Here is a 12,235-nt window from a genome sequence, read left to right on the forward strand (position 1 = left end):
GCTGTGGATGACCGATCAGGACGCCGCGCGCACAGTGATCTCGGAGATGTCGGTGCGGTTCTTGCCGTCCACGGTGCCCAGCGTGGTGATCCACACCAGGACGTTGGACGTCGCTGCAGACTTGTTCACCGTGATGGTGTTGGACCCGGGCTTGAGTGGGGTCGGCGGACTCAGCTCGGTGGTGTCGTTCAGTGACGACGGCGACGAGCTCTGTGCCGACCGGATCTGCACGGCCGTCCCGGTGCTGTCGAGGTTCACGGTCACCGAGCCGACCACCGTGGGCTGCGGCAGCTGCAGCAGCAGACCGACACCGTTCTTGAAGTTCGGGAACGGCGCGGAGTCGGTGTAGGCGTCGGTGGACCATGCCGTGCCCGCATTACCGTCGATGGCCTGCCCGGCCTGACTCGGGTTGTCCGCCTCACCCTCGGGCGAGAAGACCGTCGCCTTGCTGGGTTTGACGACACTGCCCGACGGCGCGGAGCCGGTCGTCGCGGTGGTCGACGACGAGGGCGCGTTGAGGCCTAGCTCGTCCTTGTTCAGGCCACCGCCGACGTCGCCGAAGATGTGGTTGAGGACTGACGCCAGCACGATGAGCGCGACGACGATCACGGCGCCGCCTGCGGCCAGGCCGATCATCAGACCCTTGCGCCGGCGAGCGGCTGCCGTCTCGGCGTCGCCAGTGGCGGCGTACGGCCGGGCCGGCTCGGGTGCCGGTGGTTCCGGCGGGGCTTCCATCAGCTCCGTGCGGTCGGCGATGGCGGTGGCCTGCTGCAGCAGATTGAGCAGCGTGGGGGCACTGCGGATGCCGCCACCCTCCTGCACGGCGCGGGCGGCTGCCGCCGAAATCTGGAACGGAATGTCGCGATCGACGGCGCGAGGTTCGACGGGCTGGCCCGTCGCGTCCCGCGCGGCCGGCTCGAGTCCACTGCGCATACCGGACTCGGGCAGCGGCCACCGGTCGATCAGCAGGGCGTACAACGCCGCGCCGATACCGCGGATGTCCTCGTCGGGAGTCGCCTCGGGCAGGGTGGCCGGGAAGGCCAACGCCACGTCGCCTTCGATGCTCACACGCACCCGGCTGGGATGGTCGATGGACAACGCCACCCCGGCCCGGTGTGCGGCCTCGGCGGCAGCGGCCAGCGACTGGATGGCCCGGGCCCCGCCGATCGGTGACGGCGAGGTGGCGGCGACCTCGGCCAGCGAGCCGCCGCGGATCCACTCCGACACCACCAGGCCACCGGACCCGCTGTGGGCGACGTCGAGCACCCGGGCGATACCCGGCACATCCAGGCGGCTGAGCTTGAGAGTGCGCGACAGGATCTCCTGCACCTGCTCGCGCGGCATGACGGTGTCGGGGTCGACGAACGTCAGCGCCACCTGGCGGTCGAGCGCGGTGTCCAGCGCCTGCCAGAACTGCAGGTTGGGCGGTCCGCCGTGGAACACCAGCAGCCGGTAGCGGCCGTCGGCGATGGTTGCGCCCGGGATCAGCTGCACGTCAGCGTCGGCGGTGGCGGCTTCGACCTGTTCGCGCGGTGGCGCGAACGACATCGGTTCACGCGTCGGGTCACCGCCGTAGTCGGCCGGGATCCGGGTGGTGGTGCCGTTGGTCGGGCCGCTGGATGACGTGTCGATGACGGCGGTGACACCGTTGGTCGGGCCGCCCGACGACGTGTCGTGTTCGCGCGTCTGGGCTTCCTCGGACGCCTCAGAGGTGTCGGGCACATCAGGCTGGAAGTCATCCGGAGTCGGCCGCGGCAGCTTCGTCGTCGCCGTGCTCTCAGGGCCGGGTGCCGGGCCGCCCGCGGATTCGTCGGTCACCGGTGGTCCTTTCCGCATCCCCGCTCCGGCAACCGATGCCGGAGCCCCACCGAAGGTGGCCGCCGGGGTTGGTGGCCACCGATGTGGAGAAGAATTCCTCTGATCAGGGTACGGGACCGCACCCCGGCGGCGTGGCTGGACGGGCAGTGCGGCCGGAGTCGCGGCTACCTCCGCGCCGCGTCCCGGCACCGGGCGGCCGAGCCGACGACGCACGATCGCGAGTGCGGCCTGGGCCTCGGGCACGCGGGCAGCGATCAGTACCCACACGATGATCGGGACCATGATCAGGCCCAGCGCCAGCAGCCGCAGCAGTGATCCGCCCGCGCCGAGATGCGCTGTCAGCGACGCCAATCCGAGTAGCCGGTCGGCGACGTGCGCGACCAGACCCGCACCCAGTGACGCCGTGATGGTCACCAGGATGGTCCGCACGACCGGCCGGCTGACCAGATGGCCGCGCGGCGGCCGCAGACTGGACCGCAGCAGGACGTGTCCGATGATCGCGCCTGCCAGGAATCCGAGGCCGTTGGCGAGACCGAGGTATCCGGCCACCATGTCGGGGTTGTCGGTGAGATGCGGGGCCACCAGCGAGCCCGCGATCTTCACCGCCGTGATCACGACGATCAGGATGATGGGGGTCCACGGCTGTTCACGCGCGTAGAACACCCGCAGCTGTAGCAGCACCATCGAGTACGGGATGAGGGTGAACGCCGACAGCGTGATCGCCATGCCCAGGTAACCGGCGTCGGTTTCGCCGAAGTTGCCATAGGCGAACAACGCACTGCCGATCGCGGGGCCGCCGACGGTCATCATCGCGACGATCGGGATCAGCGTGATCATGGTCAGCCGCGTGGCCAGCGAGAAATCTTCGAGGATGGCCGGCACATTGTTGGCGGCGGCATTGCGACTCAGCCGCGGCATGACCACCGTCAGCACCGTCACCCCGATCATGCCGAACGGCAGCATCAGCACGAGCCACGTGTAGTTGTAGATGGCGGGCCCGGACGCCGCCGCGGTGCTGGCGATCTGGTTGCCGACGATCAGCCCGATCTGGCTGATCAGCACGTAGAGCACCATCGCCGCGGCCATGGTGCCGAACTTCTTGAGCCGGTCGTCGATGCCCCACAGCGGACGCAGGCTGATGCGCTCGCGACGGATCGCCACCAACAACACCGCCGTCTGGGCCACCACGCCAAGGGTTGTGCCGATCCCGAGCACGAGCAGTTTGGCGTTGCCCATCTGCACGGGGTCCACCGAGAGCTCGCCCGGCACCAGCACGTACAGGCCCAGCGTCAGGATGGCCACGACGTTGTTGAGGACCGGCGCCCAGGCCGGCGCGCCGAAGATGTTGCGGGTGTTGAGGATCGCCATGAACACCGAGGACAGCCCGTAGAACAGCACCTGCGGCAGCAGCAGATAGGCGAACGCCGTCGTCAGCGGATCGTTGACCTGCGGATCGCTGCCCAGCATGACCCGGACCAGCAGCGGCGCGCACGCCACCGACAGCACCGTCGTCACCAGCAGCAGCGTGGTCGCCAGCGTCACCAGCCGCCGCACGAACGCGGTACCCCCGTCGGGATCGTCGCGTTCGGCGCGGGCCAGCACCGGCACGAAGATCGCCGTGAAGGTGGCCTCCAGCACCAGCGCGGCCACCATGTTCGGCAGCTGGTTGGCCACCGAGAAGGAGCTCGACAACGCCGCACCGAGAATCGCGGCCAGCAACACGATGCGGAAGAAGCCGGTGATCCGGGAGATCAGGGTGGCGAACGCCATGCCCCAGGACCGCGACACCACCGCGGCGTCGGAAAGTTCCGGACGGCTTCGGGTGGGCTGCGCCGGCGGGCCGGGTTCCGGCCGCGGTGCGGTCATCGGTGCGGCTCCCGGGTCGGGGGCTCGTCCGGATTGAACGCCTGTGCCACCTCGATCGGGTCGGGACGGTCCAGATCGGCCCGGTCGGGTTGCCCGCGGAACCGGTGCCACAACCGGCGCCCGGCGAGCAGGACCAACACGGCTCCGGCCGACAGCGTGATGAAGAACAGCACCTTGCCGTAGGCGTTGGAGTGCACCGAAAGACGCACGGGGTCACCCAGCGGCAGACCGTCCACGGTCTGCAGCGCGACATCCACCGCGACCCGCTGGGTGAAGTGGACCTCGATCGGTACCCGCAGCGGCAGGTAACCGGGCGGAAGTTCGATCACGCCCATATCGGTGACCGTCATCCCGGGCGGGGCGTTGATCTGCAGACGGACCCGGATCGGCACGGGAAGATCGTTGCGCAGCGCCAGCGGCAGCGGGCTGCGTTCGGTCGCGAGCGTGTACGAGTCGCCGGGGTTCACCACGGTGACGGCCTTGAACATGTCGTCGACGCTGTGCGTGACGATGTCGAGTCGCTGGCGGGCCAACCCGTCGCGCGTGTCGGGCGGCACCGACTGGCTCAGCGCGCGCAGCATGTCCTCCCGCAGGGGCGCGGTGTACTGCGCACCGGTCAGTCCCGTGCGCTCGTCGGTGGTCAATGCCGCCGTCAGGCCCCACAACCGGGCGGTCACCCCGGCGATCCCGCCGGTGATCGAGTCATCGATGCGGCTGCGCGGATTGCCCAGCGTGTCGGCGGGCCGCGGCTGCACCGGTTCGGCGGGCACGGCGTTGGCGTCGGCGATCACCGCGGTCAGCGGCCGGGGGATCGCCAGCCCGGCGTGGATGGTCGTGGCCACCGACGTCAGGATCGCCTGGGCATCGTCGGGATGCAGCGTCCACACCAGCGGCGGCATCAGGATCTGGGTGCGGGGTTCGGTGTCATGCGACAGCCCCCGCCACAGCAGGGCACCCACCGCGTCCTGGCGCCGCGCCGTCGCCGAGTCGTGCCGGACCGGGATGTCCATCGTCGGATCGAGATAAGAGGGCGCGACCGGGTCGCTGCCTGCGCCGGCCAGCGCTGCGCCGACCGCGGGATCGAACGCCGCGGACACCAGATCGGAGCTGTAGCGCACCGGGGTGACGTTCGCGGTCTCCGGGGCGCCGGTCGCGGAGTCCTGCGCGGTGGTGTGGGCGGCCGCGATCGCGACGGTCTGTCCCTGGGCGCTGAGCAGGTCGACCGCGGGGCCGGTGAGCGGTCCGTCGCCGACGATGCTGGCGCCCCGCGTCGAGGCGACGCCCAGGATCTGGTCGACGATGTCGCCCGCGCCGTTGGTGGCGATGGCACTCAGGCCCGCGTCGTTGACGCGGTTGAGCGCGTCGAGGTCGGCGTGCGCGTAGGTCGTCGGCGCCACACACATGTGCTGGGCCAGCCCACGCAACCGGTTCAGCCAGGCCACTGCGGCGTCGCGGCCGGTGCCGGGCCGGGTCCGGGTGCCGGGGCCGGCGTCCGGGGCATCGTCGACGACATAACCCGCGGTCATCGCGTTCACGGTGACCAGCAGATCGGGGTCGACGGCCAGGCACAGCGCGGCACGGACCTGACCGGCCGGGTCGACCGACGGGCCGGTGGCGAAATCCACCGCGGACAGCAGCGTGTCGAGCCGCCCGCCCGGCGCCAGGGACGTGGCCAGATCGTCGTCGATGAGCCGTACCGGGGTGGTGCCGCCGGGCGCTCCCGCAGCCAGCCGCGGACGATCGGCCAACGGCCACAACATGGTCAGCCCGACGGGCCGCGAGGTGTCGGGTGCCACCACCGCGTTCAGGGCCTCGGCGGAGGACGTTGCGCCGTCGCCGCCCGGCTCGGCCGGTTGCTCCGAGGGCACCCCGATCACCGGCAGCAGGAAGCGGGCGTCGTCGAGGCGGGCCGGCTCCCCGTAGTCCGGGGTGCCGTTGACGTTGACGAGCACGGGATACACGCCGGGCTGCTCGATCTGCAGGGACGGCCGGTCGGCAGACCGCAGCGGATACGACAGGGTGAACGGAACCGTCTGGCCGCGAGCCATTTCCGTGGATACGTTGATGAAATCGGCGACGGGGGAGAACTTGTCGAGGCTTCCGCTGAGGTCTGTGCGCAACTCGGTGGACGAGCCCACGGCGCGGGCATGCTCCAACCGGATCACCACATCACGGACCGGACGGTCTCCCACATTGGTCACCACACCGGACACCGTGACCACGGGCTCACTGGTGGTGGTCACGAGGTCCGGGGACACATGATCGATGCGCAGCTGCAGAAACGGCATCTGCCCGGGCTCGCCGGCCGCGGCGCGCGGCAGCGCACCCGGGACCGTCACCAGCAACAGCACACTGAGGACCGTCAGGATGCGCGCCGCCGTCGAGAGCCAACGCGGCATCGCCGAGCCCGCGGTCACGGCCCTTGTCCGCATCCGTTCGTGCGCCGGGGAGGCTGAGGCTGACCGGAGTCGTCACGGCGGTGATTACGGGTGTGCGAATGGGTCTGGGCCCGGCGCCGCGGCGCACTGCGGGGCAGTGGCGGAAGGGCGCCCGGCCCGTCGGTGTGCAGCTTGTCGATGAGTTCGCCGGCTACCTCGGCCAGTTTGCGTTCGTCGGCGTAGGCCAACCGCGACGGCAACTCGCCCAGCGGCACCCAGGCCACCTCGGTCACTTCGACGTCATCGTCGGAGAGTTCGCCGTCCTGAAACCGCATCAAGTAGTGGTGCACGGTCTTGTGCACGCGGCGACCCTCGGTGACAAACCAGTAGTCGATGCTGCCCAGGGCGGCCAGCACTGTGCCCTGAATACCGGTCTCCTCCGCGACTTCTCGGATGGCGGTCTGTTCGGCTGTCTCACCCAGCTCGATGTGACCCTTGGGCAGCGACCACAGCATCCGGCCCCGTCGGTCGATCCGGCCTATCAACGCCGCCACCTGAGTGTCCTTCGGTCCGTCGATACCGTCGATCACCAGCCCCCCGGCCGAGGTCTCGTGCACGGTGCGCAACCGCTCGGGTGGGCGCCGCGGCCGCGGCTTGCGTTGCTTGGACTGGTCCCGCGGGGTGGGATGCTTGTCACCGCTGTCCGCGGACTCGGCGGGATGTTCGCTGGGCTGGGCGGTGTGATGGTCGTTACCCGTGTCGGGCGGGCCGGCGGCCCGCTGCGCACGGCGTTGGCCGCGGCGGCGACTGCGGCGCCGTCGTGGTTTGGCCTGTTCGCCGTCCGACACCCAAGCGATAGTAGCTGCCACGGGGTGGCGGTCCTGCCACACTCGCCGGTAGCGGGCCCACTGAGCACACTAGGCTCTCCGAACGTGTCCGATGCTGCACCCGATGACGCCGAACTGCTGGCCCGCGCGCTGGTAGCGCTGAACCGGCACGGCGAACTGCTGCGCGGGCTGGGGCAGGTGTTCGCTGCCGGTGGCCACGAGCTCTACCTGGTGGGCGGCAGCGTGCGTGACGCGTTGCTGGGCCGCCTCGGCACCGATCTGGACTTCACCACCGACGCGCGGCCCGAAGCCGTGCAGAAGATGCTGCGCGGTTGGGCCGACGGATTGTGGGACACCGGAATCCAATTCGGCACGATCGGCGCCGCCAAGGGCGATCAGCGGGTCGAGATCACCACATTCCGCGCCGACAGCTACGACCAGGTGACCCGTAACCCGACGGTCGAGTTCGGCGACACCCTCGACGACGATCTCGTGCGCCGCGACTTCACCGTCAATGCCATGGCGGTGCGCATCACCGCGAACGGTCCAGGGGAATTCTGTGATCCGCTTGGCGGTTTGGCGGCGTTGCGGGCCAAGACGCTCGACACCCCGTCGGCGCCGCAGGTGTCCTTCGGGGACGATCCGCTGCGGATGCTGCGGGCCGCCCGCTTCGTGTCCCAACTCGGGTTCACGGTCGCGCCGCGGGTGCTGGAGGCGCTGCTGGAGATGGCGCCGCAGCTGGGTCGCATCACGGCCGAGCGGATCGCGGCCGAGCTCGACAAGCTGCTGCTGGGCACCGATCCCGTCGCGGGTGTCGATTTGATGGTGCAGACCGGGCTCGGCGCGGTGGTGCTGCCGGAGGTCGGCGAGATGCGGATGGCCATCGACGAGCACCATCAGCACAAGGACGTGTACTGGCATTCGCTGACGGTGCTGCGCCAGGCCATCGATCTTGAAGACGAGGGCCCAGACCTGGTGTTGCGCTGGGCGGCGTTGCTGCACGACATCGGCAAGCCCGCGACGCGCAAGCATGAAGCCGACGGCGGCGTGAGCTTTCACCACCACGAGGTGGTGGGCGCGAAGATGGTCCGCAAGCGCATGCGGGCGCTCAAATACTCCAAACAGATGGTCGACGACGTCTCCCAGCTGGTCTACCTGCACCTGCGGTTCCACGGATACGGCGAGGGCAAGTGGACCGATTCGGCGGTCCGGCGCTATGTCACCGACGCCGGTCCGCTGCTCGGGCGGTTGCACAAGCTGGTGCGGGCCGACTGCACCACCCGCAACAAGCGCCGGGCCGCGCGCCTGCGGAGCAGTTACGACGATCTGGAGGCCCGGATCGCCGAACTCGCCGCCAAGGAGGATCTGCAGCGGGTCCGGCCCGACCTCGACGGCAACGAGATCATGACGATCCTGGGCATCCCGGCCGGGCCGCAGGTCGGAGAGGCGTGGCGGTACCTCAAGGAGCTGCGGTTGGAGCGCGGTCCGCTCGAGCATGACGAGGCTGTCGCCGCTCTGCAGGAATGGTGGAACGCGAGGACCTAGCCGTGCGTCTGATCAGTCATGGACTACTGCATTGGCGATCCCGACGGCTCGGCCACGATCTGGACTGCCGATCCTGCGGTCGACATCGACGGGGACGGCACACCCGACGGGGTCGGCCTGGATTTCGACGGTGACGGCCGGCTGGACGATGTGATGGCCGACCTGGACGGGGACGGTAGCGCCGAGCATCTGGTGCTCGACAGCGACGACGACGGCCGCGCCGAGACCTATTTCACCGATGACGGCTCGGGCACCTGGGCGTTGCGGGTGGACCGCGGCGGGCAGGTGCGCTGGTTCGGGTTGGACGGTGTGGAACATCCCGCCGGGCCGCCGCTCGTGGACTTCGCCGGCGACGGCTCCGCCGACGATCAGCTGCTCGACGTCGACGGCAACGGTCTGGCCGACCGGGTCGTCACCGGTGACCGCGCCTATGTCGACACCGACGGTGACGGGCGGTGGGATCTCACGCTGACCGACAGCGACGGTGACGGGCTCGCCGACTCGGCAGGCACGGTGGCTCGCGGTCAGTGACTCTGCGTTGAGGGCGTCCCGTTGCCGGTGGTCGCCGCCATGGCCGCAGAGTCGACGAGTCTGAAGCGCTGCTCAGCCTCGGCCGGTTCCCGGCGGGCCGGCGAAGGCCTGGGCGATGGTCAGCCATTTCTCGGCGTCGGCGCCCACGGCCGTCACGTCGAGCTCGGCGGGCGCGCGACGCTGCGTGACCAGCAGGCAGAAATCCTCGGCCGAACCCGTCACGCGCTGCGTGGCGTCCTCGGGACCCCAGGTCCACACATCACCGTCGGGTCCCTGCAACTCGACCCGGAACGGCTCGGCCGGCACCGGCAATCCGTGCAGGGCGAACGCGAAATCGCGCGTCCGAACCCCGATGTGGGCGATCGAGCGCAGACGTGCGGTGGCGGGCCTGCGCACCCCGAGCGTGTCGGCGACATCGAGTCCGTGCGCCCAGGTCTCCATCGTCCGGGCAGTGGCCATCGACGCCGCGCTCATCGGCGGGCCGAACCAGGGCAGCTTGCGGCCGTCGGGGACCGTCAGCAGCGCGTCGTGCAATCGCCGCCGGGTCTGACGCCAGTCGGCGAGCAGCCCGGCGGGCGGGGTGGCCGCGATCTCCTCGGCGCCCGCGTCGACGAATCCGGTGGGATTCGTCATGGCCTCGGCCACGACGTCGTTGAACCCGGCCTCATCGGTGACCGAGATCAACGCGACCCGGTCGGTCCACAGCAGGTGGGCGATTTGATGGGCGATGGTCCAGCCCGCCGCCGGCGTTTCGGCGGCCCACTGTTCGGCGGGCAGGTCGGCGACGAGCCCGTCGAGTTCGTCGCTCTCGGCACGAAGATCGGCCACGATCTGCTCAGCAGTCGACATGCGGGTCAGCGTAGACCGGGCTCAGGAGCGTCGCGGCGAGGCCATCGCCGCGTGGAGGCCCAGGCCCACCAGGTAGATCACCGTGCCGGCCACCACCAGGCCCGGTGACTGCCCGTCGGCCGGGATCACCGCAGCCGTCACCGAGGTGGCCGTGATGAACGAGATCCAGAACAGGGCATCCTGCACGGTGAAGACGTGGCCGCGCAGCGCATCGTCGACGTCGAGCTGCATCGCGGAGTCCGCGCACAGCTTCACCAACTGCCCCGCGGCGCCGAGCAGGAATCCGCACGTGAGCATGACCGGCAGGTGTAGTCCGATCGCTGCCAGCTGGACCGCCGCGGCGAATGCCAGCGATCCGTTGGCGGTCGCGTACCGGCCGAAGCGTGCGATCACCGCAGGCGCGGCGACCGTGGCCAGAAACGCGCCGCAGCCCGTGGCGGCGAGAAACACCACGGCTGTACCCAGGCCGAGCCCGGCGACCTGGGCGGGGGTGTCGGTGTGCCGCACGATGACCAGCACCAGCAGGGTGTTGATACCGAGCGCCATCCGGTGGGCGGCCAGTCCGGCCAGCGTGCCCGCGACGGTCGGCACCGACGCCACCGTGCGGGCGCCGTGTACCCACCCGGTGGACACCGCGTAGACCGCCGAGCCGTGGATGGTGCGTTTGCTCTCGTGCGGGCCCAGCACGTGCGGGCCGAACCGCACCGACAGCCACAGCGCCAGCGCGACCGGGGCCAGCACGCTGAAGATCACTACGGACGCGCCCGCGTCGCTGGCACCGAACAGCCACCGCGGCACCAGCATGAAGTTCGCCCCGAAGAACGCCGCGGCCGACCCGATCGCGGTGGCGACCGAGTTCATGGTGACGACCCTGGTATCGGGCACCACGTCGGGCAGCGACGCCGACAGACCGGACGACACGAACCGGGTGAACCCGTTGACGATCAACGCGGCGAACAGGACCGCGACGTCGCCCGCGCCGAAGGCCAGCAACACGCCGGTGAGGATCACCAACAGCAGCCTGCCCAGATTGGCCCCGATCATCACGAGCCGGCGGTCCCAGCGGTCCAGCAGAGCGCCGGCGAACGGTCCGAGCAACGAGTAGGGCAGGTACAGCACTGCGAACGAGCCTGCGATGGCCCACGGTCCCGCGGCCCGTTCCGGATTGAAGATGATCGCGCCGGCCAGCCCGGCTTGGAACAACCCGTCACCGAACTGGCTGACCGCCCGCAGCTCCAGCAGTCGACGGAACTCCGTCATGCCGCGCAGCGACCGCCACAGAGCAATGGGGGCGGCAGCGTCAACCACGGCAATCACATTCTGTTCGGGGGCTGTTCAGCCCACGATCGGCGACCTGTTCCACAGTACAAACTTTCTGGGCCTACAAATTGCGCACCGCGCGTGGTTGTTCGCCACGTCTCGGCGGTGCTGGTGACATGATGGACAGGTGGCGCCGTCAGAGGATCCGGAGGACTTCATCGCGCCTGCGGCGCACCGGGTACGACCGGGGACGCTCCTGCTGGCCAACACCGATCTGCTGGAGCCGACATTCCGTCGCAGCGTCATCTACATCGTCGAACACAACGCCGGTGGCACGTTGGGTGTGGTGCTGAACCGGCCCAGCGAAACCGCGGTGTACAACGTGCTGCCGCAGTGGGCGAAGCTCGCCGCCAAGCCCAAGACCATGTTCATCGGCGGTCCGGTGAAACGCGATTCGGCGCTGTGCCTGGCGCTGCTGCGCGTGGGCATGCACGCCGACGGGGTGCCGGGATTGCGGCACGTGCAGGGCCGCATCGTGATGGTCGATCTCGACGCCGACCCTGACACCCTCGCTCCGATACTCGAAGGCGTCAGGATCTTCGCGGGCTATTCGGGGTGGACCATCGGGCAGCTCGACGGCGAGATCGAGCGCGACGACTGGATCGTGTTGTCGGCGTTGCCGTCCGATGTGCTGATCGAACCGCGGATCGACCTGTGGGGCCGGGTGTTGCGGCGTCAGCCGCTGCCGACCTCGCTGCTGGCGACTCATCCGATCGACACCAGCCGCAACTGACCGGGGGTTCAGCTACACGACAAGGTGCAGCTGGCGCACGATCCGGTGCATCCACCGCCGCTGCCGACGGTCGAAGCGGCCTCGGCACGGGCGACCACCTTGGCGCTCTGCCAGCAGCCGGCAGCCACCGTGGCAACCGCGCCGATGACACACACCGTCACCACCACGACGCCGGTCCGCGGCTCCGCCGACAGGGCCGCGACGCCGCCTGCGGCGAGCATCACCGCCGCGGCAAGTTGGGTGGGGGCCACCGCTCGCAGCACGGTGCGGACCGGATCACCGGAGTGCGGCCTGGTCAACAACCACAGACCGAGGATTCCGACGATCACGGCGACGCTCAGGCAAAGCAGCGCGGCGATCAACATGGG

The 12,235-nt window shown here is 69.8% G+C and carries 9 protein-coding genes; 3 read left to right on the forward strand and 6 right to left on the reverse strand.

What is annotated here, in order from left to right; genetic code table 11:
* Positions 1-15: 15 nt before the first annotated feature.
* The 3 genes from murJ to BTO20_RS00115 are packed head-to-tail and all read right to left on the reverse strand — an operon-like array spanning position 16 to position 6,910.
* The gene (gene murJ, locus BTO20_RS00105) at positions 16-3,684 is read right to left on the reverse strand and encodes a murein biosynthesis integral membrane protein MurJ (RefSeq protein ID WP_087072355.1); all 3,669 of its coding nucleotides are present in this window, start codon (positions 3,682-3,684) and stop codon (positions 16-18) included.
* Positions 3,681-6,083 (reverse strand): hypothetical protein, encoded by a 2,403-nt coding sequence (locus BTO20_RS00110; protein ID WP_087081388.1) that lies wholly within the window; start codon positions 6,081-6,083, stop codon positions 3,681-3,683. The genes murJ and BTO20_RS00110 overlap by 4 nt, the downstream gene beginning before the upstream one ends.
* 14 nt (positions 6,084-6,097) lie before the next feature.
* Positions 6,098-6,910 (reverse strand): NUDIX hydrolase, encoded by an 813-nt coding sequence (locus BTO20_RS00115; RefSeq protein WP_087072358.1) that lies wholly within the window; start codon positions 6,908-6,910, stop codon positions 6,098-6,100.
* An 84-nt stretch (positions 6,911-6,994) separates the two neighbouring features.
* Between BTO20_RS00115 and BTO20_RS00120 the strand changes: the two genes are divergently transcribed.
* Both BTO20_RS00120 and BTO20_RS00125 read left to right on the forward strand, forming a co-directional pair.
* Positions 6,995-8,434, forward strand: a complete 1,440-nt coding sequence (locus BTO20_RS00120; RefSeq protein WP_087072360.1) for a CCA tRNA nucleotidyltransferase — start codon at positions 6,995-6,997, stop codon at positions 8,432-8,434.
* 18 nt (positions 8,435-8,452) lie between these two features.
* The gene (locus tag BTO20_RS00125) at positions 8,453-8,965 is read left to right on the forward strand and encodes a pullulanase (protein ID WP_087072362.1); all 513 of its coding nucleotides are present in this window, start codon (positions 8,453-8,455) and stop codon (positions 8,963-8,965) included.
* Between the two features lie 72 nt (positions 8,966-9,037).
* On the opposite strand, the gene BTO20_RS00130 is transcribed toward BTO20_RS00125, so the two are convergent.
* The gene (locus BTO20_RS00130) at positions 9,038-9,814 is read right to left on the reverse strand and encodes a TIGR03084 family metal-binding protein (RefSeq protein ID WP_087072364.1); all 777 of its coding nucleotides are present in this window, start codon (positions 9,812-9,814) and stop codon (positions 9,038-9,040) included.
* A 21-nt stretch (positions 9,815-9,835) separates the two neighbouring features.
* The gene (locus BTO20_RS00135) at positions 9,836-11,122 is read right to left on the reverse strand and encodes an MFS transporter (RefSeq protein WP_198344198.1); all 1,287 of its coding nucleotides are present in this window, start codon (positions 11,120-11,122) and stop codon (positions 9,836-9,838) included.
* A gap of 139 nt (positions 11,123-11,261) precedes the next feature.
* Between BTO20_RS00135 and BTO20_RS00140 the strand changes: the two genes are divergently transcribed.
* Positions 11,262-11,867 (forward strand): YqgE/AlgH family protein, encoded by a 606-nt coding sequence (locus tag BTO20_RS00140; protein ID WP_087072369.1) that lies wholly within the window; start codon positions 11,262-11,264, stop codon positions 11,865-11,867.
* An 8-nt stretch (positions 11,868-11,875) separates the two neighbouring features.
* On the opposite strand, the gene BTO20_RS00145 is transcribed toward BTO20_RS00140, so the two are convergent.
* Entirely contained in the window at positions 11,876-12,232 is a 357-nt protein-coding gene (locus BTO20_RS00145; protein ID WP_087072372.1) for a hypothetical protein, read from the reverse strand.
* Positions 12,233-12,235: the final 3 nt, after the last annotated feature.

It is taken from the genome of Mycobacterium dioxanotrophicus, from assembly GCF_002157835.1.
GTDB classification, from domain to species: Bacteria; Actinomycetota; Actinomycetes; order Mycobacteriales; family Mycobacteriaceae; genus Mycobacterium; species Mycobacterium dioxanotrophicus.